This is a genomic window from Flavobacterium channae (assembly GCF_021172165.1).
GTDB lineage: Bacteria > Bacteroidota > Bacteroidia > Flavobacteriales > Flavobacteriaceae > Flavobacterium > Flavobacterium channae.
The window spans coordinates 1,910,985-1,936,929 of the sequence record NZ_CP089096.1 but is presented as its reverse complement, the minus strand read 5'-3'; the positions used below and the strand labels follow the sequence as shown (position 1 = coordinate 1,936,929).

Here is a 25,945-nt window from a genome sequence, read left to right as displayed (position 1 = left end):
TAACTTATTTATTTAAATTTAGCACTATAAAATTACAAAATGAAAATGAAAAGCAATTTTAAAAATACTATTGTAGGTTTTGCGTCTATTTTATGGGTGTTTTTATTGTTTTCTTCTTGTAATTCTTCTGATAGTGAAACTGTTGCTTCAGAAATAGCTTCTAATTTTAAAGTTGAAAAAAAACAAGCTACAGATACAATTCAATTAAAACAATTAATAAAAGAAGCTGAAACCCTTAGTGAAGAATCTAAATTTAGAGAAACAATCTATGTTTTAAAAAAGATTGTAACAGATTATGAAGATTATCTTTTAGAAAATAATCCTAAAGATTTAGCCAATGTATATTTAGATTTATCTTTTAATTATTCGAGTATTCACAATCAAAAATACGAATTGGTTTACACCAAAAAAGCAATTGAAATTTGTGAGAAGAAAGGATTAATAACTACTACAGATTATCTTACAGCTTATAATAATTTATATGTTTTTCAGCAAAATTATGGCGATTTAAAAAGTGCAAGTGAAACAATTAATGCATTTGAAAAGTATATCGAGAAACTAAATAAAGGAGAAGTAATTTTAAGTGAAAAAGACGAGATTTACGCCAAAAGGATATTTTACAGAATGGAAATATCTCGCATGGATATTAATACACAACAAGAATTAATAGAAAAGAAGCTTCGAGATTTTTCCAAATTTGCATTGGATAGTGGTAATGAAAGAGAAGAAAACTTGAATTTTTATTTATCTACTTATGATGAATTTTGTTATAGATTGTACGAAACAGAACAATACTTTTTAGCAGAGAAACATCTAAATCGATTTAATGAACAAGCATTAGCCTATAATTTTCTTTTTTACAGTATGAAAGCTAATGCAATTTTAGGTTCCGTCTATTATTTTTTAAATAAATATGAAGAAGGATGTAAAAAAATAGATATTGCACTTAATACTATCGAATTTGGTCGTTTTAATTCGAGTAAATACTCTCTTGAAACGATTAAAGCAATGAATTTGGTAGGTTCAAGGAAATTTTCTGAAGCATCTAATTTAGTTGAGCAGAATATAATCGATTTAGTTCAAAATCATACGCAAAAAAAAACTGAAATAGTTGATTTAAAATTTAATTCTTTTAGAGATTTAAATTCTCATAATTACATTAATATTTTTGCTACTTCGGCTCTTATTTTTAAAGATAGTTACATCAATAGTAAGGATATTGATGATTTGAATAAAGCTGAAAAACTGAGTTTAATTGCTGCCGAAATGTTTAATGAATTTTATTTGAATGGCAGTTATAATCCTACTCTAAATAAACTACAAGATAAAATTTCAGAAGGCTTACTTTTTGTGATTTCTGAAAAATATCAAAAAAATGTACCTAAGAAAATTGAATTGCTCAATTGGATTGAAAGAAATGCTTCACAACATTTGTATAAAGAAGTGCAAAAGAAATTTCTTTTGGCAAACGAATCTTTATCTAAAATTTACGATGAATTTACGGAATTAGAAGATAAGAAAAAATATCTGGAAGGAATTAAACAACAAGGAAATCAAGCAAATAAAGAATTAAACGCTATTTCAAATAGAAGTAACCAATTGAAAGCTTTAATTAAGAATAAATTCCCCAATTTTATTCAAGTTAATATTGATTTCGATATTACTTCAATTAAAAATAAAATAGCAGATGCTAATTTGATAAAGTATTATGTTGCTTTTGAAAATGTGTATGTTCTTTTAGTAAATGCAACTTCAATTGAAATAAAAAAAATAGATAAGGTAGATAGAATTTCGCTAGAATTAGAACAACTAATCAAAGAATACAAAGAGCCAGATGTTGGTTACAAGAATGAAAACAAAGCAATTTCAAGCCAATTAGTTCCTTTTAATATTGATGGAAAAATTACGATAATTCCAGATAAGTTTTTAAATTATTTACCTTTTGAAAGTTTAGAAGTAAATAACAAATTATGGATTGAAAGCGCACAAATTACTTATGCTTATTCTTTTCCGCTTTGGTTGCTTTCAAAAGAGAATAAAAGCAAGTCGGAATTCAATTTGGTTAGTTTTGCTCCTAAATACAATAAAAGTAAATTTCAGTCAAATAGTGTTGTGAATTTACCTTTTGCAAAAGAAGAATCTGAAAAAATTTGCGACATTACAAATGGTAGTTTGTTTTATGATAATCAGGCTACAAAATCAAATTTTATAAAATCATTTACAAACTATTCTATTTATCATTTGGCAATGCATTCGTACTTGTATGCGAATGATTTTGAAAAGTCGTGTTTACTTTTTGCTAATAACGAACCATTATATTTTTATGAATTGTATGAGCATTTTCTACCTGCAGATTTAGTGGTTTTAAGTGCTTGTGATACAGGAAATGGAACGTTAATTAAAGGAGAAGGTATTATGAGTTTATCAAGAGCTTTTGCTTATAGCGGAGTTAAAAGTGCTGTGGTAAGTTTATGGCAAGTTCCAGATAAAGAAACATCTGATTTGATGATTTTGTTTTATGAAAACCTCGAAAAAGGATTAGAAAAAGATAAAGCGTTACAATTGGCTAAATTGGAATTTTTAAAGCAAAATCCTTTAAAATCGCATCCGTATTATTGGTCAGGGTTTGTTTTAAACGGAAACAACAGTGCATTAAAAACAAAATCCTATTATTGGTTCTTTATAATAGGATTTGGATTATTTACGCTTTTAATTTTATTAAGAAAAAAATTAATCTAACTTAGACAATAATTCTTTCGATTTTGACTGAAAAGGATTTACGGTTTTAACGACTTCGTTTAATAGCTTTTTAGAATTTTCAATGTCATTTTCTTTTAAATAACACAAGGCTTTGTACCATTTTACGTAGTAATAAAAGTTGTTATTACTATCACCTTCAAAAAGTGAAAATGTGTTTATCGCTTTTTTATGCTCATTTAATTCCATTTCAGATAATCCGATATAAAAAATAGCATAATCGGTTTTTTCTACTTTATAAATTTCTGAAAACAATTCTGTTGCTTTTTTATAATCTTTAGAATCATAAGCATAAAAAGCTTCACTTTTAATATTTAAATTGTTTTCACCTCTAGTTGTTGGTGCTTCAATATTTGGAAAAGTCTCATAGAAATCAGCATATAAATCATCATTTGTAGTTGAACTATTCCAAAAGAATATAAAACCTAAGCTTAAAACGACAACAATACTAGCCGCAATTGATAACCAAGTTTTGTTATTATTTTTTAGTTTTCTAGAGTTTTCAATTTCTTTTAATTGGTTTTTCAATTTTTGTCGTTCGCTTAAGGCAACGGCTACTTTTGCTTTCTTTTGAAATTCAAATTCCGTTTTAAATTCCGAATCATTTGCAAGCAATTCGTCAAATTGTTGTTTCTCTTTTTCAGAAAGAATGCCTTCAAAATAGTTGTTTAATAATATATCTTTATCCATGACTAATTATTTTTTTATTAAGTCTTTGAGTTGTTTCATACATCTCGATTTCTGACTTTTTAATACATCTTTATTGGTGTAATTAAGAATATTCAATATCTCATCTAATTTTTTTTCTTCATAATAAAAGAGTTGAATCACCTTTTTACATTGTTCACCTAAGTTCTCAAAAGCAGTTTGTAATAATTTAATTTCAGTATCTTCTTTTTCTTCCTCATACGATTCAAATTCATAATCAACTAAATTAAAATCGTCAACTACATGCATTTTTTTTTCTTTTTTAAGCAATTGAAAAATCATAAACTTACCAATACTAAATAAATAAGTGCTTATTGAACTCTGTATACTATCAAGTTTGCCTTTTTTTGCATTTTCGCATAGAGCAATAATCGCATCTTGGTATACATCCAAGATAACATCACCATCTAAATTATACTGAGAAGCAAAAGCAATAAATTTTTTTCTATTGTCCTCATATATCTTTTTGATTGTCCTACTATCATTTTCTTTTAATAGTTGTATCAACGATGATTCTTTATTCATTAGTGTAGACTTTTTTCAAAAGTAAACAAAATTCAAAATCGATGTTTACTTTTTTTTATTTCAAACACTAAATAGAAAATCATAACATAAAATAACTCATTATGAAAAAAAATGTTTATACTTTAATTTTATTAGGACTTAGTTTTTTTATAACTAACGCACAAGAGACTGTTGGTGGTAGAGTAATAAAAAATGCAAAAGACAAGACTTACAATAAAGGAGAGCAAAAAGGAGATGAAACAGTTGATAAAGTTCTAAACAAAGCTGAAGAAACTTTAACTAATATCTTTAAGAAAAAAGATAAAAAGAAAAAGAAAGGAAAAAATGAATCAGATAATGAGTCATCTAATATTAATTATGATCCACCAATAACTAAAACAGATGAAGCGGGTAATACAGATTACTCTGCTTACAAAGATTTTGAATTTGTGCCAGCAGAGAAAATTATTTTCTTTGAAGATTTTGCTGATGGTTCTAAAAGTAGATGGAAAGCTTATGATAACACCCGCATAAATGTAAGAAATATAGAAGGTAAAAACTGGCTTGAATTGAATGATGGTGGGACATTCTTTCCTATTGCTTTAAAAACTTTACCAAACGATTTTACCTTAGAATTTGATGTATATACACCCAATACAGAAACAGGTACTTTAAGTGTACGTTTTATTGAAAAAGCACAGGCAGGAAGATTAGAAGACCCCAACTTTGATATAAGTAGTGGGATAGATTTAAGTCCTATCACTCAAATACCTAAAACAGGTTTGGTACAATATTCAGTAAAATCTGATGGAGTAGTTGTAACATCGAAAGAAGGTGTCAACTTCTATAGTTGGCAACCTGAATTAGGTAATTTTTATGCAAGAATTAGTTTAAAAAGAACTGGAAATAAATTATCAGCTTGGGTAAATAAGGAAAAAATAATGGACAATGAAGAATTCTTTTTAAGTAATAAAGAATATTATTTAACATTCCAACATGATATTTATTTTGTAGATGCATTTAAAATGAATTTTTCCAACATTCGCTTAGCTACAGGTAATGCTAATCCTAAAAGCGATATAACCACTAAAAAGAAGTTTGTTACTCAAAACATCTTCTTTGATGTTAATTCTGATGTTATTCGTCCAAATTCTTACGCAATCTTAAAGCAAATTGCAGAAAGCATTCAATCTATCGAAGGCAACATTAAAATTGTAGGGCATACTGATAGTGATGGAAAAGATACCGATAATTTAATCTTATCTCAAAAAAGAGCAGAATCGGTAAAGAGAGCTTTGGTAAATGAATTTGGAATTGATGCTAACAAACTAACCACTGAAGGAAAAGGAGAAAGCGTACCATTAAATAAAAATGCCAATGCTTCAGAAAAAGCTCAAAACAGACGTGTTGAATTTATTAAACTATAGTATGAGAAAGTTACTATTTATATTTCTGTTATTGCCCATATTTGGGATAGCTCAAAATTGGGAGCAAATTATTATAGCTTCAGGAACAAATAGTTCAAATCCAATGTTTTTTACAGAATATAATGGCGAATTGTATTTCTCTGCTACAGGTACAAATGTTAGTGGAATTGGAACTGAATTATATAAAACTAATGGAGCTCAAGCTGGAACAAGTTTGGTTGTGAATTTGAATCCAAATTTTTCGGGAAGTAGCTATCCTAGCAATTTTACAGTTTTTAATGGCGAATTGTATTTTACTGCAGAGGACGGAGTGCATGGAAGAGAGCTTTTTAAAACTGATGGAACAACTATTACTTTAGTAAAAGACATTAATGTAGGTTCTGGATCTTCTTCAAATCATTCAGATAACATGATGGCAATGTTAGAAGTTAACGGTTTTCTATATTTTTTTGCGGAAGACACATCAGGAACTGGATACGATTTGTGGAAAACAGACGGAACCGAAATAGGAACTGTAAAGGTTTCGGAACTTAATACAAACGAAAGTTCAGGTTTAAACTTGAATTTTAAGAAGTTAGGAAATGATTTATACTTTGTTTATACAGATAATAACACGGGACATCGTCAGATTTTTAAATATGATGTGTTAACAAACAACAATACTTCTGTTTTAGATGTTTATCCATCTAATAATACAAATGGCTATCTTTATTTAACCATTTTTGATAACAAGTTATTTACAGTTGCTGATGGTAAATTATATTATACCAATGGAACAACAAATAATTTTGTAACTCTAGGCACAACCGGAATAACATCATTTGATAAATTAACAGTTTTAAATGATGCAATATTTTTCTTTGGTAACACAGCAACTTATGGAAATCAAGACGTTTATAAATGTTATTACAGTGTTGCAGATAACGATTACAAAGTAGAAATAGTTTACAACTTCAATGCTAGTGGGAATAATTTTTTAACACCAGTTTCGGGCTATTTAGCAGATGAAGGAATCCCCTATTTCACTGCACTAAACAACAAACTTTATTTTGCGGCTAAAGAGCAATCGTCTCCAAATGGAGGTTTAGTGTATCAAATTTACGAAACAGATGGTATTACAACCCAAGTTTCAATTCCTGTAACACACAGCGGTTCACCAAGTTCACGACGTATTTATTGGATTACAGCTAATGATAATAAATTATATTTTTTAATGAGTGGCGATAATAGCCCAGAGCAACTTTGGGAAGCTAATCCAACAAACGGAAATTTTACACAACTTTCATCTTACACAGGTCCAACCACGCAGCCAAGTCAAATTTTTACAAGACCATTAAAATCTTGGAATAATGAAATGTATGTAGTAGGAACAACATTACCAGAAGGTTATGAATTATGGAAATTTGGAACGGGAACTTTAGGTGTTGATGAGGTTACTTTAGAAGATAAAATTAAAATCTATCCGAATCCAACTCAAGATTACGTAAAACTTACAATTGAAAATATAGAAGTTTATCAAATTGATATTTTCAATGCTGTTGGTCAAGAAATAAAGTTAAGAATCAATAATGAAACTATCGATTTTACTTCAGTACCAGAAGGATTTTACTACATCACAATTTCAAATTCAACAACTAATAAAAAAATCACTCAAAAAATCATTAAGAAATGAGAAAATTAATTTTCATTATAACGTTACTAATAAATTTAATTAGTAATGCTCAAGAAATAAAATGCGATTCTATTATGAAACAAATGGATGTTGAAATAGAAAACGCAAAGAAAAATGGAGCAGATGCTACCATGATAAAATATCTTGAACAAGCAAAAGAAACCTTACGTGAACAGTATTGTAAAAATCAAGTTTTTTATAATAATGGAGGAAATAATGGAGGTAGTTCAAATTCAAATGGAGATTCAAATGGATCTTTAAACGAGAATAATAACCCTTATATCAAAACAAGACCTTATACTGGAACACCTTTTTACGGGAAACAAAAAATTTCAATATCAGTTAAAAACTATGGTGCAGAAGGAAGTGCTTTTGCAAATTATGATTATTACGTAAATAAAGAAGGTACACTTATTTTGTTAGACAAACAAAGTTTACAAGGAAGTTTGAGCTTAGTTCCTGCTACAGATATGATTGACGGCGGAGGTCAATTTCAATATTGGGCCATCAGAAATGATGGATTGAGTACGGTTTTTGCGCTTTCAGATAAAAATGAAAAAATAGCAGTTACTACTTATACTAAGAATTTTATGTTTTCTCCAAATAGCAGTAAACCAACAATGAAAAAGTTAAATCAAACGAAAGTTATAGCAGGTCATTTATGTAACGCTTATCAAATAACGGCACAAGATGAAAAAGGAAGCATGACAATGACTTGGTGGATTACAGTAAAACCTTTGCCTTTTTATCATGATGTAATGCCTTTTACCACCATGTTTATGGCAGATAAAGTAGGCTTTCCAAATTTGAAAAATCACGGTGTTTTAGAAATTGATGGTAAACACGGAACCGAATCTATCAATTTAAAAGTAACCAAAATTGAACCGGCAACAAAGTCAGTTCAGTTTAACGGTTATAAAGAGTATTTCTTTGAATATTAATAAAATAAAGAATTTAAAATGAAAAAAATATTATTAATTATAGCGTTAGCATTTAGTTTAATTTCTAATGCGCAAAATTGGCAAGGCACATTTCAAACAAAATTTGGAACATTAAAATTAGTAGAAGAAAATGGTATGATTTACGGAGATTATGCAAATAATGGAACCATTTTAGCCTATGAAGTTATTGATAGATATAAAACAACACTAAACGGGATTTATTTTAACGGAAATGAAAGAGGGAAATTTCAATTAATTAGAAATAGTTATAGTGGTAATTATGAAGATAAATTCATAGGATATTATGGAGCTTCCGATAATTCTACATGCATTGCAGATATAAAAGCTAACAGTAAAAATTGGACATTTACAATTGAACCTAATTGGCAATGGACAGGAACTAAACAACCAAGTGGACAACCTAATGATTTACAAACTGCTGTTTGGAACGGAAAATGGAATACCACTTTTGGTGAAATAAACCTTGAACAAATTGGAAAAAAAGTTAAGGGAAAATATAGCAATTTAGGAGATATAGATGCTGATTTTGATAAAGTAACAAAAAAATTAAAAGGAACTTTTACCAATAAAGGAAAAAAAGGATATTTCGAGTTCAGTTTTGAAGGAAATTCATTTAAAGGAAAATGGGGTTGGAATACTTCAATGGCAGAAGGTATTTGGGATGGCACAAAGGTTGTTAAGACAAATAAAATTATTGCTACTTCAACTACGTCAACAAATGCTTTAACAACTCAATCAAATACGGCTACAACTAAATATACAGTAAGTGCAGTTTCTATATTAACAGGTGAATCAAATATTTATGGATTTTGGGGATTTAAATTGTTTAAAGTAACGCAAGATGGTAGAGTTCAAGTACCGAATTTTGGTAACAAATCCTCTGATGTTTATAATGAAACAGAGAACAGCAGCAAGATTATCAAATCTTCTAGTTATAATTTTCCAAATAGTCCTGAGTTTTTTAGAGAATTCATTATTCCAAATACTGATATCAATAACCCTAATATTAAGTATGAATTGGAAGTTTATGTACATGCAAAAAACAAAGTGCTAGGTACTAATACCAATTATGGCTATCAAAAACAAATTTACCGACTAGATAATATTCAATTTAATAAAAATATTAGAATATCACTCTCACAGCAAAATTCAAGTCTAATAGGAGGATATATTGGTTTTTTTGAATTCAAAATTGTGAAACAATAGTATGAAAGCAATTTATTTTTTACAATTATTATGGTTAGTATCACTCTTGTCCTGCAATAAAGCCAAAGAAAGCATGCAAGATGCGGTTACCGATGCCATGGAAAATGCTATAGAGCGTAAAACTGGTACTCAAATAGATTTGCCAGATACAAGCGAAATGGCTGATAATGGTGGTTTTATCAACTATAAGTCTGCAACTAAAACGTATCTTACTGAAAAGGAAAAAATGCAAGCAACCGTAATTTTTCAAAAAGACAATGACGGATTGTCAATTGCTTTTCAAATGACTGGTGAAAACGGGAAATCTTTTGTTACAACGATAAGTCACATTTCTGAAAAATTCAAATTGCCTTTAAAAGCAAAATTTGCAATCAGTAACAAATATGACGGTGAAAATCCGACTGCAAATATAACTTTCATGGAAGTTAACGATACTGGAATGAAATCTTCAGAAGTTCCTTTTGAAGGAAAAATGGTCATAACAAAACTTTCAAAAGACGAAGTTGTATTTGAAATTAACGGAAAAGGAAGTGATGCAATGAATATCGATAGTCCTTCTAATTGGAATGAAATAACAGGTAACGGAAAACTTGTTCATCCAATTATTTTGAGTTACGGAATTGATAAAAATAACATTTTAAAATAAACAAACATGAAAATAGTACAACTCATATTATTAAGTATTTTTCTTTTTGCCTTTTCGTGTAAAGAAGAGAAGACAAACGAAATAGAAAATCAATTAGAAACAGCGATTGAATCGTCTGGTGGAAAAACTGCTGAAGAATGGAATGGTAAATTAGACCTATTATTTACACTTGAAATGGCGGCTAATGTTACACATTACAATGCTTCAGAAGCGGTTAAAGATTATAGTCAAGTACTAAAAAATCCTCAAACACATAGTATTCAATATAAATGGGATAAAGGCAGAATAGAAGTTTCTGATAAAGTTAAAAACCCAATAACTGGTAAACCTATGGAAATTCCAACAAATGATTATGTTGAGGTTTCATGGGTTAAAACAATTACTTTAAAAGAATTTAAGCACAATTATCATACACCAACAGAAGAAGAATTAGCTAATGCAGACAAGGCTATAGATTCAAAATTACAAGAGATGCAAAATGAAGGTAAAGCAAATTCACAACAAACAAATATGGCAAAAGAAATGGCATCTGCATTTGCTAATGGATTGAGTTATGATGAAATACCAAATGTTGGAGATTATTCGGTGTGGAACAATAAAGACAAAAAATTATGTGTGTTTTATAAAGGACTACAATTTCAGGTTTATGCTAATTTGGGTAATGCCAATAAAAATAAAGAAGCTTGTATAGCAGCGGCAAAATTAATAATAACCGAAAAACTTCAATAAAATGAGAATAACTTTTTTGTTTATTGCCTTGTTCTTTGCGCTTAGTTCGCAAGCACAATTGCAGTTTTGGAACACAAATGCTACATCTAATATGCCATTATTTGAGGTAAAATGGGGTGAAAAAACAACTATTTACTCGAAAGTAGGATATGAAACCAAACCTACCTATGTTTTTAATAAAGTGGCACCACAAGTTTACAATGGCGACGGCAGAACAAAATTTAAAATGATTGTAGAATCGGTGGATAGTGTTGCTAAACGAATTTTTGAAATTCATTATACACATTATCGTCAAACGAATTATTATTTGGGCTACATCAAAGCTACCTATATCTACCACGATAAAAGACCTATAAAAGTTTTAGAAGAACATTATGAAACCGTTAAAAACCCGTAATATGAATTCGTTAAAAAAAATAATTGTAACATTACTTTTAATAGCAACTTCAAATAGTTTTGCTCAATATGTTCAAGGCGAAATAAAAGTAAAAGAACAATCAAAACTTGAAATAAGTTTAAAATCAAATAAAGCAGTAAATCTATTTGCCGATTTTAGAGAAAATAAATTTCCTATACAATTTGTGTTCACTGGGAATTCGTTACCATTAAATTCTGATAAGAAGATTGTTGTGTCATTTGTTTTTACAACAACTTTGAAAAAGGATGGTAAAGTAATCGCTTCAAGTAAAAGAAGTCCAATGCCTTTTTTTCCGGGCGATATGTTAATGCCAGTTGAAACCTTTGATTTTATTTCAATGTTATCTTACTTAAAAGAAAATTCAGATGCTACAGTTTCTGAAATCCCTAAAGGGAATTACGAAATCATCTTAGAAGCAAAACCAGTAGGAGTTAAAGGAGAAATTAGTGTAGCAAAATTGAATTTAAAAATTAATTAATTATGAAAAAAGTTATAGATGGAACTAAAGTTGAAAGAAGTAAATAGAAAACCGAACAATCTTGATGATATAGAATATTAATAAAGATCATATCAAAAAAATATAGTTTACCAAAATAGGTTATCTTTAGATAACCTATTTTGGTAAACGTCTAATAAATTATTGAATAGTATTACTTCCCAATACAGAAGTTTGCAAATATATTACCCAAGAGCTCGTCGTTAGTAACTTCTCCAGTAATCTCTCCAAAATAGTGTAGAGCAGAACGAATATCAATCGCCATTAAGTCAGAAGAAAGTCCCGAGTCTAATCCCCATTTTACTTTTTGTACTTCTTCTAATGCTTTTAATAATGAATCATAGTGACGTGTATTGGTAACAATCGTTTCATTATTTCTTAATGCACCAGTGTTTACGAATGAGAGTAAAGTGTTTTTTAATTCATCTATTCCTTCTTTATGTTTAGCACTTAAAAAATGTATATTGTCGATTGTAGCTTGTATAGTATTTTTTTGTTCCAATGAAAGTAAATCAGCCTTATTAGCAATAACTACAACAGTTTTTAAAGGATATTTGTTTTTAATCTGTTCAGTTTCATTTTTTAGCAAAGCTAAACTGTCAACAGACAACTTAGAACTGTCAACCAAGAAAAGAACTACTTGCGCTTGCTCAATTTTCTCAAATGTCTTCTGAATTCCAATACTTTCCACCACATCCTTTGTTTCACGAATTCCAGCCGTATCAATAAATCGGAAACCAATTCCATCGATTACTAATTCATCTTCAATCGTATCACGAGTTGTTCCTGCAATGTCAGAAACAATGGCGCGTTCTTCATTCAATAAAGCATTCAATAAAGTCGATTTTCCAACATTTGGTTCGCCTACAATAGCTACTGGAATTCCGTTTTTAATTACGTTACCAACAGCAAACGAATCAATCAAACGTTTTAAAACGAATTCAATTCTTTCCAATAAATCATGAAATTGTGTTCTATCGGCAAATTCCACATCTTCTTCTGCAAAGTCTAATTCTAATTCGATTAGAGAAGCAAAATTCAATAATTCTTCACGCAATTTAGCAATCTCGTTACTGAAACCGCCACGCATTTGTTGCATCGCAATTTGGTGACTCGCTTCATTGTCAGAAGCAATCAAATCAGCCACCGCTTCCGCTTGTGATAAGTCCAATTTCCCGTTTAAAAAGGCTCGTAAAGTAAATTCACCCGCTTGTGCCATTTTAGCGCCTTTACGAAGCAATAATTGGATGATTTGTTGTTGAATAAAAGTAGAACCATGACACGAAATTTCAATCACGTTTTCCCCTGTATACGAATTCGGGCCTTTGAAAATCGAAAGTAACACTTGGTCGTACACTTTGCCAGCCTGTCCTGAGCTTGTCGAAGGGTCTACAATATGCCCTAAGTGAATCGTATGCGTCTTCTGTTTCGTAATATCTTTCCCTGAAACCGATTGAAATACTTCAGCAGCTATCGTAATAGCATCTTTACCAGATAATCGAATAATAGCAATCGCACCCGCTCCAGACGGTGTAGCTAACGCAACTATGGTTTCTTGTGGAATCATGTTCTAAATTTAGATTGCAAAGATAAATCAAAGTCAGAAGTTAGAAGTTAGAAGTTGGAAGTTTTTTTAGTGTTACACAAAGTCTCACGAAGTTTAGCGCTAAGTTACACCAAGTTTTTCTTTGCGTTCTTTGCGACCCGAGACCAAAAGTCGAATTGACGAAGTAAAAAGCTTTTTGTTCTTTGCGTTTAAATTTATTCTAAAAATTAAAAAACCACTAAAGCCAAAGCCAAGTGGTTTTTAAGTTAGTTAAGGTTGGTAATAAGATTCTCAGTTAAAACTGTAAAATCAAATATTTTTGAATTAGTTGCTCAACATTACTGGCATTACTAGCATCGTAACGGTTTCGCCTTCGTCTAAGCCATCTACTGGAGTTAAAATACCCGCACGGTTTGGCATCGACATTTCTAATTGGATTTCATCACTTGATAAATTATTCAACATTTCGGTTAAGAAACGTGAGTTGAACCCGATTTGCATATCGTCTCCTTGGTAATCACAAGTTAAACGCTCATCGGCTTTGTTAGAGTAATCGATATCTTCTGCCGAAATATTCAATTCAGTTCCTGCGATTTTTAAACGGATTTGGTGCGTAGTTTTGTTAGCAAAGATTGCCACACGACGAACCGAGTTTAAAAACTGAACTCTGTTGATTAATAATTTGTTTGGATTTTCTTTTGGAATAACCGCCTCGTAGTTTGGATATTTTCCATCGATCAAACGACAAGTTAATACATAATTCTCGAAAGAAAAAGTTGCATTAGAATCGTTATATTCAATAGCTACTTCAGCATCTGATGCTGCTAAAATTCCTTTTAAAATGTTTAAAGGTTTCTTTGGCATAATAAAATCCGCTACTTGAGATGCTTTTACATCGGTGCGAGCATATTTTACTAATTTGTGTGCGTCTGTAGCAACGAAGATTAATCCTTCTGGTGAAAATTGGAAGAAAACACCACTCATTACAGGGCGTAAATCATCGTTTCCAGCTGCAAAAATAGTTTTACTCACAGCTGTTGCTAAAACTTCAGCAGGAACAATAGTTTTTGAAGGATCATCTAAAACAACCGCTTTAGGGAACTCTTCTCCTGGTGCATAAGCAATGGCATATTTTCCAGAGTTTGAACTAATTTCTACAGTTGAATTGTCTTCAACAGTAAATGTTAATGGTTGCTCTGGGAATGTTTTTAAGATATCTAATAAAAGTTTTGCAGGAATAGCAACACTTCCTTGACTTGTAGAATCGATTTCTAACGTAGCCGTCATCGTTGTTTCTAAATCAGAAGCAGAAACTTTTAATTGGTTGTTGTTTAATTCAAAAAGAAAATTATCAAGAATTGGCAAAGTATTACTACTGTTGATAACACTTCCTAAAACCTGTAATTGTTTTAATAAATACGAACTCGATACTATAAACTTCATCATCTTGTATTTTAAAATCGTGATTTGATTTTATATTTCACAAATATATTCTAATTATGCTCAACCGCAAAAACAATTTTATTAACAACTAGCGGCTGTATTTTATTTTGCGTAGGTAGGTGAATAAAAATCCAAACAATGCCAAAATAACTATTGGTAATCCGACAGTTACCATTTGTGCCATAGTGTAATTTTTATAGACTTCTTCCTTGTTTAAAAGTGGTAAATCGACATCTTTACTTCGGATGTTAATAAGTCCGTTGTCATCTAAAAGGTAATTTACGCAGTTCATTAAGAACTCTTTGTTACCATATAATTGATTGGTCCATTTGTCAAAACCTAACTCTAATGGCACGCCTTTGTCTATTTGATTTTTAATCACATCACCATCCGAAATCACAATCATCTTGTTTTCTTTTCCAATCGCTTGGAATGAATTGTCTTTAAAAGGTAACACGCGATTTTGATACATCGATTTGAATTTTCCTTCTAAAAGTACTGCTACTGGAAGTAATCCTTTTCCTTCGTATTCTTCTGGAGTAGTTTCTTCTGTGACCATGTCTAGTGAAATAGGACTTGGTGTTCCAATGGTTTTCGAATATTCAGACGAACTCAATAAAACGGTTTTTTTAATATCGTTTTTCAGGATTTCGATTGGAGAAGCAAATTCAAACTTAATCCCTTCCATGTTTTTTACAATTGGATTCGTTGAAGTTGGATAGATAAATGGAGCAAATTTCCAAGTATATTCTTGCATTTGCGTTTCGCTTCCTTGATTTCCTGTTGCTAGTTTGATTGGCGTTGCATATTCGTCTTTTACCAATAACGGATTGATACGGATTCCGTATTTGAAGAACATATCGGTTAAATTCAATTCGCGTTGTGCGGCTAAAATGGTGCCAGTTTCGTTGTATAAACTGTCCATATCAGCTGAAACGGCATCTACTAACCATAAAGTTTTTCCACCGTTCATGATGAACTGGTCTAACACTTGTTTTTCTTCTTCTGTGAACGCTTCGGTTGGTTTTGCAATTACAGCTAAATCATATTTTTTAAGTGCTTCTAAAGTCTGAATAGGTTGTTTTGCTACCGAATCCAATGTAAAAGGTCCGATGTAATAACTTTCTTTAACCGTTCTTAAGAAATCGGCCATGAAAGGTTCTAAAACTTCTCCGTTACCTTTAATTACGGCAATTTTCTTTTGTTTTTCTTTCGAAATTTTATTGATAGCTTCTGCAAAACCAAATTCCAAATGCTGTACCGAACTAATTACTTTTTGTTCCGTAGAAGCTCCCATTAAGTTTTTCAATAAAGCCACTTTCGTGAATTTATCACCATACGTCGCTTGTGCCCAAGGGAAAACCACTTCTTGCGATTGTTTACCTTTGTCTTCCACGGTGATGCTCAATGGTTGCATGCCTTTCGCGTAGAATTCTTTCATTTTTTCTACTCGTGTTTCCTCTTTTTCAATCGGATTTTTGAAGTTGAAAATGATGTTTGAATTATAAGCCGTGAATTCCTCTAAAAGTTGTTTGGTTTCGTTTTGTAAACGCTTGAATTCTGGTGGAAAATTTCCTTCCAAATACACTTCAATGTATAATGGACTTTCTACATCTTTTATGATGTTTAAAGTCGTTTCCGATAAAGTATAGCGTTTGTCTTGCGTTAAGTCAAAACGTTTGAAAAAGAAGTTGCTAATTAAATTGATAACGATGATGGCTAAAAATACAATTCCTAATTGCTTTAAAGCTTTTGATTTGTTCTCCTTCATTACCATTTCAAAGATTTAAGTTGATAAACCGTTGCTGATAAAAATAAAAACGTCACACTCACAAAATACACAATATCACGCGTATCTAACACACCGCGACTCATACTTTTAAAGTGATAATCCATTCCTAAAGCAGCAAACATCGAACTATAATTTCCAAGGAATGAAGCAATGCCATCAAACCCGAAATAGAAAAAGAAACAACAAAAAACAGCAATAATAAACGCTACAATTTGATTGTCTGATAAAGTAGAAGCAAAAATTCCAATCGCAGTATAAGCCGCAATTAAGAACAACAATCCGAAATACGAACCAAGTGTACTTCCCATGTCAATATTGCCTTGCGGATTTCCAAAATGCGAAATCGTCAAAACATAAATAATCGTTGGAACAATCGCTAAAATGATTAACACCAAAGCACCTAAAAATTTTCCGTTTACGATGTCCCAATTCGAAAGCGGTTTGGTAAACAACAATTCAATCGTTCCTTGTTTTTTCTCATCCGAAAAACTGCGCATGGTTACTGCAGGGATTAAGAAAATTAAAATCCATGGCGCCAATTTGAAAAACGGACTCATATCGGCAAAACCTGAGTTTAATATGTTGAATTCGCCTTCAAAAACCCAAAGAAATAATCCGTTGAGTAAAAGAAAAATCCCGATGACTAAATATCCAATCGGCGAACCAAAAAAGGATTTTATTTCTCGTAATAATAATGCTTTCATTTTTTATTGTTTAACTGTTGAAACGTTTAATTGTTTAACTGTTTTATTCTAATGTTACCAATCTGTCCACACTCCAAGCTTCTGGTTTGTCGCTGAATAAGGTTTTAGTATAACTCCAAACACCATCAAACAAAGCCGATTTTCTATATTTTTCTAAGGCTTCTTCGTTTTCCCAATAACTATACGTAAAGAAAATACGCTTGTCGTTTTTGTCTTGATACAATTCTAAAAAACGATTTCCTTCGAAGTTTCGTATGTGCTGTTTCACTTCTTCAAAATTATTTAAAAAAGCTTCGATTTTATCTTCTTGAAAACGCATTTTTACAATTCTTATGAACATAGTTGTATTATTTAAACTTTACCGAAATACTATCTCTAAAATGAAGGCCTAACAAAGTAGCTGCTGAACCAACAGTCTTTGGATTACTTTTATAAATGGCAATTTCCAAATAACCATTTTCATTGAATAACGCCAAAAAATCGCCTTCTAAATCTTTCAGTTGTTTTGGATCTGAAACTGGAAAATCCGAATAGTTTTTATGTAAACGAGTTATTTTTTTATTCTTAATGATGATTTCAAATTTTCTACCTCTAACCGTTTCGTTAAATTGCTTTTGCGAAATATTAGTAACGCAATTTCCAAACGAATCGATATAAACGATTTGTCCTTTTATTCCCGATAAATCATCAGAAATGATTGAAGTCAGCGTATTGACTGGTTTTAGTGTTTTAATTTCCTTTCCAATAACATTCAATAAACCACCTCTGGCTATATGACAAGCCACTGCTACAAAAACATCCATATCGCTAACATCGGTATTCAATCTGTCATGAATAGTAATGGCAACAATTTTCTGTGGAATTTTTTTCTGAATCAAAGTATTCAAAATACCATTATCGGCACAAATGAAGTAATGATCGTCCCATTGCATTGCAATATGTTGGGCGTCACCTATACGTTCGCTATCAACACCAATAATATGAATAGTCCCTTTTGGGAAATTAGAATAAGCCGCTTCAATACAGTAACTTGCTTCTAATGTGTTGAATAAGTCAATTTCGTGAGAAATATCGACAATAACCGCTTCTTTATGCTCCGATAGAATTTTTCCTTTCAAAGCGCCTACGAAGTAGTCTTTGTGTCCAAAATCGGTAATTAGCGTAATTATTGACATTATTTTGTTTATAACTTATTTAAAATGCAACAGTAGTTTTTATTAAATTTGATTGCAAAGCTAGTATAATTTTAGCGTTTCAAAAATAATTAAAAAAAGAAAGCCTTTGAACGAAAGAATCATTGAATTAGTCGACATTGCTCCAAAAGAATTTTGGGGTGCGCAAGATACTCATCTTGAAACGATTAAGAAGTATTATCCAAAACTTAAAATTGTAGCTCGTGGTACAACTTTAAAAGCTTTTGGAGAACCTGAAATCTTAGATGAGTTTGAAAATCGCTTCAAAAGATTGATGCATCATTTTACACGCTACAACAGTATTGATGATAACGTGATTTTGAGAGTCTTAGAAACCAGTCATCAACACGATGCAGAACACATGCACGATCGCGATAAGATTTTAGTGCACGGTGTAGGAGGTAAGTTAATTAAGGCCATGACGCCAAATCAGCAAAAACTGGTTGATTATGTGCATAAAAACGACATGGTGTTTGCTATTGGTCCAGCCGGAACAGGAAAAACCTACACGGGTGTTGCCATGGCAGTAAAAGCATTAAAGGAAAAACAAGTCAAGCGAATCATATTAACGCGTCCGGCAGTTGAAGCGGGTGAAAACTTAGGTTTTCTTCCTGGTGATATGAAAGAAAAACTTGACCCATACATGCAACCGTTATACGATGCGTTGCGCGATATGTTGCCACCACAAACGTTAGAAGATTATATCTTAAAAGGAATTATCCAAATAGCACCGTTAGCGTTTATGCGCGGACGAACGTTAGATAATGCCTTTGTAATATTAGACGAGGCACAAAATACCACGCATTCGCAAATGAAAATGTTCTTAACACGTATGGGTAAAAACGCCAAATTCATCATCACGGGCGACCCAGGTCAGGTGGATTTACCACGAAGAACGATTTCAGGATTGAAAGAAGCTATTTTGGTTTTGAAAGATGTTGAAGGCATTGGAATCATTTACTTAGACGACAAAGATATCGTACGCCACAGATTGGTTAAGAAAATTATTGATGCATATAAGAGTATTGAGAATAATGATTAAATAATTTACAAAAACAGACGCTTTTATTAGCGTCTTTTTTTTACTTTTGCACCACACAAACAACAACACAACATAATGAACACAATTACGACTACCAATTTCAATTTTCCAGGGCAAAAATCGGTGTACCGTGGAAAAGTTAGAGAAGTTTACAATATCAATGATGACTTATTAGTAATGGTCGCTACCGACCGTCTTTCGGCATTTGATGTGGTTTTACCAAAAGGAATTCCTTATAAAGGTCAAATTCTTAATCAAATTGCTACGAAGTTCATGGAATTAACTTCTGATATTGTACCGAATTGGTTAGTAGCCACTCCAGATCCAAACGTGGCGGTAGGACATTTATGTGAGCCGTTCAAAGTAGAAATGGTAATTCGTGGGTATTTATCAGGACATGCAGCGCGTGAATATGCAGCAGGAAGAAGAATCCTTTGTGGTGTGGAAATGCCAGAAGGTTTAAAAGAAAACGATAAATTCCCAACACCAATCATTACTCCAACTACAAAAGCAGATAATGGTTCGCATGACGAAGATATTTCTCGTGAAGCTATTTTAGCCAACGGAATTGTAACCGAGGAAGATTATCTAGTTTTAGAAAAATACACAAGAGCTTTATACCAAAGAGGAACTGAAATTGCAGCGTCTCGCGGTTTAATCTTAGTTGATACCAAATACGAATTTGGGAAAACAAAAGACGGACAAATCGTATTAATCGATGAAATTCATACACCTGATTCATCACGTTATTTCTACGCTGAAGGATATGCTGAAAGACAAGCAAATGGCGAAGAACAAAAACAATTATCAAAAGAATTCGTACGTCGTTGGTTAATTGAAAACGGTTTTCAAGGAAAAGAAGGCCAACAAATTCCGTTTATGTCAGACGAATACATTGAAACCGTTTCAGAACGTTACATTGAGTTATTCGAAAACATCATTGGAGAAAAATTCGTAAAAGCGGATATTTCCAACATCAATGAAAGAATCGAGAAAAACGTTTTGAATTATTTACAAAATAGATAATCCATACTTTTACATAGAAAGAATCCTGAGTTAGCTCGGGATTTTATATTTTATAAATTCTTACAACTTTTTTGCGTTTTTTTTAATCTTTTAAAGTTTTAAGTTGTTGGATTGCATCGCGTTTAGTCCAATAAATAGATGGAACTACTTCCCTTCCATTACGGTTAATAAAACCATAAGAACCTGAAACACTTTTTACTAAAGCATATTTTCCTAAACCTTCACTAAATTTTTCAATTTTTTCATAGATTGGTTGAACTACTGTTTTGTTATTTCTGTCAATAAATCCATAAGTACCTGAAATAGTTTTAACTAATGCCCAGTCTTTGTTATATTCGTCATATTTATATATCTTTTTGTATCCATTTTGAGAAAAGCAAAAAAATGAAATTGTAATAACGAAAAATGTAAATATTTTTTTCTTCATGTCGTTTATAATTTTGGTTAATAATTCGTTTCGCTACTATGAATATTGTTTGATGATACTATAAATTTAATAAGCAATAATTTCTCCAGAACCTGTAATTACTTTATCTACAGATTGCGGTTTGCTTTTGTATTTTATGGTGCCACTTCCTGCTACTTTTGCTTCTAAGAAAGTGGTGCAGTTTACTTTTATTTCACCCGAACCTGTAACTATTACGTTTGCATTTGTGGTAATTAACTTTGAAGAATCGATTTCTCCTGAACCTGATACTGTTTCTTCTAATTCTTTTACTTCTCCTTTAATTTCAATTTCTCCTGAACCTGATAAGGTTGTTTTTAAACGAGTTGCACTAATGTCAAAATTACCTTCTCCAGAACCAGTAAATGCAATATTAAAATTAGTGGCAGTAATCGTGTTTTTGGTTTCAATTTCACCCGAACCTCCAAAGGATACCGAACTAATTTCTTCAAACGGAATCGTAATTGTAATACTTGATTTGTAAGTATAGTTTTTGTTTTTATCAAAACGAACAATTAAAGTATTGTTTTCAACTTCAGTTACAATATGCGGAATAATGTTTTCATCGCCATCAATAGTAATGTTGCCTTCTTTTCCAGAAACTAATACAACTTTAAAAGAACCACTTGCGCTAATTGCATCATAAGTAGAAGTAGTTCGTGTAATAGTTGTTTTTATTCCAGATTCTTTAATTTTTTCATTTTTCCAATTTTGAGCCTGAGCAATTGAAAGGCTTAAAAGCGCTAATATAAATACTGTTTTTTTCATGTTTTATTTAGTTAAAAGTTGAAGACTTCCGTAGTTAGTAGTTACGTTAATTTTAGATTTTCCTTGTGCAATGTGATATCCTGTAAATGATTTTGAGGTGTTTTTTTCATATTTATCAGTGTATTTAATCCCTATTTCGTCCTTAAAAGAGCCATATTTTAATTCTACCTGAACATCAAATGCATAATCATGAGTACATATTATTTTAGTGTGGGTGTAATTTCCATCTATTAAAATAGCATCCGTATTTTTATTTGCACCTATTTGAACATCGCTATAATTTGACTTTATTGTTGTTGAATTTCCAATCTCTCCCAGTTTTAAAGTAAGATAATTTCCATTAATAACTGATTTTGAAACCGTTGTGGCTTTTAATTTGGTATAATTCGAGTATAAATTTAAACTTCCAACAGATTGAAATTCAAAAGTGTTATAATTTCCATCAATATTAATTTGATTTCCTTTCTGAATTTCAACTTCTGAATATTGACTGTTCAAATTCAATTTGTCAACACTAGTAATGGTTGAGTTCTGTGAATAAGCTATAGTAATATTGTTTGATTTTCCACTCAACTGACCTAAAAACAAGCTTCCATATTTACAATCAATGGCTAAGTTTCCGTTTAATTTATCAATTGAAATGTTACCATATTTATTATTTAAATCAACGTTTCCGTTTTTAGGAATTTTTACCACATAATTAATTTCATAGCTAAGATTGTTGTTGCCTTGCCAATTTTTCCCGTTTATTTCGGTTATTGCTGCTACTTTATTAGATGTTGCTGCAAAACTTACATCAATATCGTTGATGCGATCAGTAACTTTTTTGTCGTTATTGCCCGAAACTTTAATTTGAACTTGAATAGAAATTTTATTCTCGTCCCATAAGTACACATTTACATTTCCATATGAATTTGTAACACTTAAAAGCGCATCATTACTAACTTCAAAAGTTTTTGAAATTGTTTTTTCTTTATTAATTGCTTTTTTTTCATCTGAAGCCATTCCTATAGAAGGAATCAAAATGAAAAGGAGTAAGAGTTTAAATATATTTTTCATTGGTATTCGTTTTTAAATTGTTAATCTGTTCTACTTGTTCTAATACGGTTTTGATAAACGAAATTCGAGTTTGCATATTTGTTATCATTGCAAATACAATTTGTTTGTTTTCTCCATTCTTAATAATTTCATTTTTTAAAGATTCGTAATCTTTTTCAAGTGTTTCCATTTCTTTTAAAGCATCATTTATAAGAATTGCAGTTTCAGGATTTTCATGCTGTTGTAAATTTTTCAATTCAGAATTAATCACTGATGAAAAATAATCGTGAGTTTCTTGAACTGGCGGAGAAAAAACAACTTCTGGTTGAGTGCTAAAGTCATTAAAATAGATAATTCCAAAACTCAATGCTAAAGAAGCGGCTATAGCAATTGGTATCCAAGCTCTTTTCTTTTTCTTAGGCTCTTGAGATTTAAGTTTAGACAAAAAGCGATTTTCGTGGCCTTCGTTTGGCGTTTCAAAATCCCAGTTAGTGTGTTTGTCAAAAAGTTGGTTCATATTATCTTTCATTGTCATTTAGTTTTTTTCTTAAACTTTCCTTTGCTCTGCTCATAGTTGTTCTACAATTTTCATTTGAGATATTTAAAATCGATGAAATTTCCTCTAAATCATAACCTTCAATAAAAAACAAAGTCAAAATAATTTTATAGTTAGATTTTAAGCTTTGTATTGTTTTTAAAATCTGCTCTGCTTTTAATTCATTATAAGAAATGATGTCATTTTCATTAATGTCTTCAAATTCATTCCCATCATTTAAACTTTCAAATTGAAATTGATTCGCTTTTTTTAATTCGTTAATACTAGTATTGATAACAATTTTTTTTAACCAAGCTCCAAAAGTTACCTTTCCGCTGTAAGAATCTAATTTCGTAAAAGCTTTTAAAAAGCTATCCTGCATTATTTCTTCTGCCAGTGTTTTGTCTGAAACAATTCTAAAAGCCACATTAAACATTGCACTACAATACATATTATAGAGTGCGAGTTGTGCTTTTTGATTATTTTCTTTGCACTGTTGCAATAGAATTGCTATTTCAGAATTTTGGGTTTTCAAGTTCGTTATCAGATTAATCTATTCTAAAGACAATTGCTTTTTGTAATTGTTACAGTTTTACAATTTTATTTTCATAAAAATAAAAAATCCGAATATTAAATTCGGATTTTATGAACTATGATGTATATTTTTTTACTTAAAATAACTAAACGTTTCGTTATTTTCAATTTTCAATAGCGTTTCGTAAATCAATTTAATTACATTTTCAACGTCGTCTCGGTGAACCATTTCTACAGTGGTATGCATATAGCGCAACGGTAACGAAATCAAAGCCGAGGCAACTCCGCCATTGCTGTACGCAAAAGCATCGGTATCGGTTCCCGTAACGCGAGAAGTGGCATGGCGTTGGAAAGGAATTTTGTTTTCTACCGCTGTGTCCACAATCATTTCACGTAAAATGTTTTGTGTCGCAGGAGCATAAGCTATAACTGGTCCGCGTCCCATTTTCAAATCACCTTCAATTTTTTTGTCAATCATTGGAGTAGTGGTATCGTGGCAAACATCGGTTACTATGGCAACGTTGGGTTTAATGCGTTGGGTAATCATTTCGGCACCACGCAAACCAATTTCCTCCTGCACCGAGTTTACGATGTACAATCCAAACGGTAATTTCTTTTTGTTCTCCTTTAATAAACGCGCTACTTCGGCAATCATAAAACCACCCATGCGGTTATCAATAGCTCTACACACAAATTTATCGTGGTTTAAAATTTCAAAAGTATCTGGATACGTAATCACACAACCCACATGAACACCTAAAGCTTCCACTTCGGCTTTGTTAGAACAACCACAGTCAATAAATATGTTTTCAATTTTTGCTGATTCTTCTGCTTTCCCGGCTCTTCCTCTAGTGTGAATTGCTGGCCAACCAAAAACGCCACGAACAATTCCTTTCTTCGTGTGAATGTTTACTCTTTTAGATGGCGCAATCTGATGATCCGAACCTCCGTTTCTAATTACGTATATCAATCCATCATCAGTAATGTAATTTACGTACCACGAAATTTCGTCAGCGTGACCTTCAATCACTACTTTATAAGGAGCATCCGGATTTATAACGCCTACAGCACTTCCGTATGTATCGGTAATAAAAGTATCAACGTATGGTTTTAGATACTCCATCCACAATTTTTGACCCGAAGCTTCCCATCCAGTTGGCGAAGCATTATTTAAATAATTTTCTAAAAAAGTCATCGACGACTTCTTTAATATCGATTTCGTACTCATTTTAAATATAATTTTTTGCTAAAATAGAAATAAGTAATTAGAGTTTCATAATATTTCGATATTTTTGGTTTACTTTTTGCTATGTGTAAAAGAGTATAAATACAAACAATATGTACAAGTTATTTTTTAGCAGTTTTATATTTTTATTAGGAACTGCTTTTTCTTTTTCTCAAACAGAAACAGATACTTTGCAAATGACGCAGCAAGACTCGTCTATTATATATTCTATCGAGTTAAAAGAAATTATCTTTACGCCCGATAATGTTTACACTACAGACGAAGACAAAAAAGCCAAACTTATATTAAAGAGAAGAATATTTAAAGTATATCCGTTTGCTAAGTTAACTGCAGAAAAGTTAACACAGTTAAATGCTACTATGGCAAAACTAAAAACCAATCGCGAAAAAAAGAAATACTTTAAAATAGTAGAAAAATACTTAGAAGAAGAATTCGAACCGCGTTTAAAAAAACTATCGCGTAAAGATGGGCAGATTTTGGTAAAACTCATTTACCGTCAAACAGGGCATACTACTTTCGATTTAATTAAAGACTACAAAAGCGGTTGGAAAGCCTTTTGGGCAAATTCTACAGCCCGACTATTTGATATCAATCTTAAAACAGAATACAAACCGTACGATGTTAAAGAAGACTATCATATAGAAGGAATACTAAATGCTGCTTTCAATCAAAATCACTTATCTAGACAAGAGGCTTCAAAACCCATCGATTTTGATAAACTAAACGAACATTGGATTAATAAAATCAAAATCAAATCCAAGGAAACACCTAAAGAATAGTTTTTTTAGTAGCACACCTATATATATTATAGTACTACCTGTCCCGCTGTCCGTTGCAATCTTTTTCTTTTTTTGTAGCCTGAGGTCCTCGAAGGAAAAAAAAGAAAAAGGATTTCCGCTTCCATCGGGGCTATTCATTACGTTTGCTATTTCATAAGACTATGCGCTAAAGTCATTGCGAGCTTGCGAAGCAATCCATACACCTATAATAGTATAAAAGGAAGTTTAATTTTTTCAAACCTTCTTTTACGAACTTTTCACTATTATATATAAGTAACAAAATACTTCTATGACTTATATGTTTAAGAACCTCTTTGCGCCCTTTGCGC

26 protein-coding genes are annotated in these 25,945 nt (G+C 31.3%); 12 read left to right on the top strand and 14 right to left on the bottom strand.

The window, feature by feature from the left end:
* Nucleotides 1-45: 45 nt before the first annotated feature.
* On the top strand, nt 46-2,739 hold the full coding sequence (locus LOS89_RS08965; RefSeq protein WP_231834938.1) for a CHAT domain-containing protein: 2,694 nt from the start codon (nt 46-48) through the stop codon (nt 2,737-2,739).
* Here LOS89_RS08965 and LOS89_RS08960 read toward each other — a convergent pair.
* Nucleotides 2,731-3,447: a tetratricopeptide repeat protein gene (locus tag LOS89_RS08960; RefSeq protein WP_231834937.1), complete on the bottom strand. Its 717-nt coding sequence runs from the start codon at nt 3,445-3,447 to the stop codon at nt 2,731-2,733. The genes LOS89_RS08965 and LOS89_RS08960 overlap by 9 nt on opposite strands.
* Before the next feature lie 6 nt (nt 3,448-3,453).
* Nucleotides 3,454-3,990 (bottom strand): RNA polymerase sigma factor, encoded by a 537-nt coding sequence (locus LOS89_RS08955; RefSeq protein WP_231834936.1) that lies wholly within the window; start codon nt 3,988-3,990, stop codon nt 3,454-3,456.
* Nucleotides 3,991-4,091: 101 nt separating this feature from the next.
* Between LOS89_RS08955 and LOS89_RS08950 the strand changes: the two genes are divergently transcribed.
* Genes LOS89_RS08950 through LOS89_RS08915 form a run of 8 tightly spaced genes read left to right on the top strand, consistent with a single transcriptional unit; the run spans nt 4,092 to nt 11,507 of the window.
* On the top strand, nt 4,092-5,396 hold the full coding sequence (locus LOS89_RS08950; RefSeq protein WP_231834935.1) for an OmpA family protein: 1,305 nt from the start codon (nt 4,092-4,094) through the stop codon (nt 5,394-5,396).
* Nucleotide 5,397: 1 nt separating this feature from the next.
* Nucleotides 5,398-7,068, top strand: a complete 1,671-nt coding sequence (locus LOS89_RS08945) for a T9SS type A sorting domain-containing protein (protein WP_231834934.1) — start codon at nt 5,398-5,400, stop codon at nt 7,066-7,068.
* Nucleotides 7,065-8,009, top strand: a complete 945-nt coding sequence (locus LOS89_RS08940) for a hypothetical protein (protein ID WP_231834933.1) — start codon at nt 7,065-7,067, stop codon at nt 8,007-8,009. The genes LOS89_RS08945 and LOS89_RS08940 overlap by 4 nt, the downstream gene beginning before the upstream one ends.
* 18 nt (nt 8,010-8,027) lie before the next feature.
* On the top strand, nt 8,028-9,236 hold the full coding sequence (locus tag LOS89_RS08935) for a hypothetical protein (protein ID WP_231834932.1): 1,209 nt from the start codon (nt 8,028-8,030) through the stop codon (nt 9,234-9,236).
* Nucleotide 9,237: 1 nt separating this feature from the next.
* A complete protein-coding gene (locus LOS89_RS08930) occupies nt 9,238-9,882 on the top strand; it encodes a hypothetical protein (protein ID WP_231834931.1) in 645 nt (214 codons plus the stop codon).
* A gap of 6 nt (nt 9,883-9,888) precedes the next feature.
* Nucleotides 9,889-10,611 carry a hypothetical protein gene (locus LOS89_RS08925; protein WP_231834930.1) on the top strand — a complete coding sequence of 241 codons (723 nt, stop codon included), beginning with the start codon at nt 9,889-9,891 and terminating at the stop codon, nt 10,609-10,611.
* A gap of 1 nt (nt 10,612) precedes the next feature.
* A complete protein-coding gene (locus tag LOS89_RS08920) occupies nt 10,613-11,008 on the top strand; it encodes a hypothetical protein (protein ID WP_231834929.1) in 396 nt (131 codons plus the stop codon).
* Nucleotide 11,009: 1 nt separating this feature from the next.
* Nucleotides 11,010-11,507, top strand: coding sequence for a hypothetical protein (locus LOS89_RS08915; protein ID WP_231834928.1), 498 nt, complete (start codon nt 11,010-11,012; stop codon nt 11,505-11,507).
* Nucleotides 11,508-11,679: 172 nt separating this feature from the next.
* Here LOS89_RS08915 and mnmE read toward each other — a convergent pair whose 3' ends face one another.
* From mnmE to LOS89_RS08885, 6 genes are all read right to left on the bottom strand, one after another.
* A complete protein-coding gene (mnmE, locus tag LOS89_RS08910; RefSeq protein ID WP_231834927.1) occupies nt 11,680-13,092 on the bottom strand; it encodes a tRNA uridine-5-carboxymethylaminomethyl(34) synthesis GTPase MnmE in 1,413 nt (470 codons plus the stop codon).
* A 303-nt stretch (nt 13,093-13,395) separates the two neighbouring features.
* Nucleotides 13,396-14,514, bottom strand: coding sequence for a DNA polymerase III subunit beta (dnaN, locus tag LOS89_RS08905; RefSeq protein ID WP_231834926.1), 1,119 nt, complete (start codon nt 14,512-14,514; stop codon nt 13,396-13,398).
* Nucleotides 14,515-14,602: 88 nt separating this feature from the next.
* A complete protein-coding gene (gldG, locus tag LOS89_RS08900; RefSeq protein WP_374107721.1) occupies nt 14,603-16,285 on the bottom strand; it encodes a gliding motility-associated ABC transporter substrate-binding protein GldG in 1,683 nt (560 codons plus the stop codon).
* Nucleotides 16,285-17,010 (bottom strand): gliding motility-associated ABC transporter permease subunit GldF, encoded by a 726-nt coding sequence (gldF, locus tag LOS89_RS08895; RefSeq protein WP_133610940.1) that lies wholly within the window; start codon nt 17,008-17,010, stop codon nt 16,285-16,287. The genes gldG and gldF overlap by 1 nt, the downstream gene beginning before the upstream one ends.
* A 43-nt stretch (nt 17,011-17,053) precedes the next feature.
* Nucleotides 17,054-17,350 carry a putative quinol monooxygenase gene (locus tag LOS89_RS08890; RefSeq protein ID WP_231834924.1) on the bottom strand — a complete coding sequence of 99 codons (297 nt, stop codon included), beginning with the start codon at nt 17,348-17,350 and terminating at the stop codon, nt 17,054-17,056.
* 7 nt (nt 17,351-17,357) lie between these two features.
* Complete coding sequence (locus tag LOS89_RS08885; RefSeq protein ID WP_231834923.1) at nt 17,358-18,185, bottom strand: SAM hydrolase/SAM-dependent halogenase family protein; 828 nt, start codon at nt 18,183-18,185, stop codon at nt 17,358-17,360.
* 106 nt (nt 18,186-18,291) lie between these two features.
* Between LOS89_RS08885 and LOS89_RS08880 the strand changes: the two genes are divergently transcribed.
* Both LOS89_RS08880 and LOS89_RS08875 read left to right on the top strand, forming a co-directional pair.
* Nucleotides 18,292-19,245, top strand: a complete 954-nt coding sequence (locus LOS89_RS08880) for a PhoH family protein (protein WP_231834922.1) — start codon at nt 18,292-18,294, stop codon at nt 19,243-19,245.
* 75 nt (nt 19,246-19,320) lie between these two features.
* Complete coding sequence (locus LOS89_RS08875; RefSeq protein WP_231834921.1) at nt 19,321-20,271, top strand: phosphoribosylaminoimidazolesuccinocarboxamide synthase; 951 nt, start codon at nt 19,321-19,323, stop codon at nt 20,269-20,271.
* An 82-nt stretch (nt 20,272-20,353) separates the two neighbouring features.
* Here LOS89_RS08875 and LOS89_RS08870 read toward each other — a convergent pair whose 3' ends face one another.
* The 6 genes from LOS89_RS08870 to LOS89_RS08845 all read right to left on the bottom strand — a co-directional run bounded on the left by LOS89_RS08870 (nt 20,354) and on the right by LOS89_RS08845 (nt 24,819).
* Nucleotides 20,354-20,698, bottom strand: coding sequence for a WG repeat-containing protein (locus LOS89_RS08870; protein ID WP_231834920.1), 345 nt, complete (start codon nt 20,696-20,698; stop codon nt 20,354-20,356).
* Nucleotides 20,699-20,764: 66 nt separating this feature from the next.
* Nucleotides 20,765-21,484 (bottom strand): head GIN domain-containing protein, encoded by a 720-nt coding sequence (locus LOS89_RS08865; protein WP_231834919.1) that lies wholly within the window; start codon nt 21,482-21,484, stop codon nt 20,765-20,767.
* 3 nt (nt 21,485-21,487) lie between these two features.
* Entirely contained in the window at nt 21,488-22,543 is a 1,056-nt protein-coding gene (locus tag LOS89_RS08860) for a hypothetical protein (RefSeq protein WP_231834918.1), read from the bottom strand.
* Entirely contained in the window at nt 22,527-23,051 is a 525-nt protein-coding gene (locus LOS89_RS08855) for an anti-sigma factor (RefSeq protein ID WP_231834917.1), read from the bottom strand. The genes LOS89_RS08860 and LOS89_RS08855 overlap by 17 nt, the downstream gene beginning before the upstream one ends.
* Nucleotides 23,041-23,592 carry an RNA polymerase sigma factor gene (locus LOS89_RS08850; RefSeq protein WP_231834916.1) on the bottom strand — a complete coding sequence of 184 codons (552 nt, stop codon included), beginning with the start codon at nt 23,590-23,592 and terminating at the stop codon, nt 23,041-23,043. The genes LOS89_RS08855 and LOS89_RS08850 overlap by 11 nt, the downstream gene beginning before the upstream one ends.
* Nucleotides 23,593-23,724: 132 nt before the next feature.
* Nucleotides 23,725-24,819 carry a M42 family metallopeptidase gene (locus LOS89_RS08845; RefSeq protein WP_231834915.1) on the bottom strand — a complete coding sequence of 365 codons (1,095 nt, stop codon included), beginning with the start codon at nt 24,817-24,819 and terminating at the stop codon, nt 23,725-23,727.
* Between the two features lie 110 nt (nt 24,820-24,929).
* Here LOS89_RS08845 and LOS89_RS08840 point away from each other — a divergent pair, with 110 nt between their 5' ends.
* A complete protein-coding gene (locus LOS89_RS08840; RefSeq protein WP_231834914.1) occupies nt 24,930-25,616 on the top strand; it encodes a DUF4294 domain-containing protein in 687 nt (228 codons plus the stop codon).
* Nucleotides 25,617-25,945: the final 329 nt, after the last annotated feature.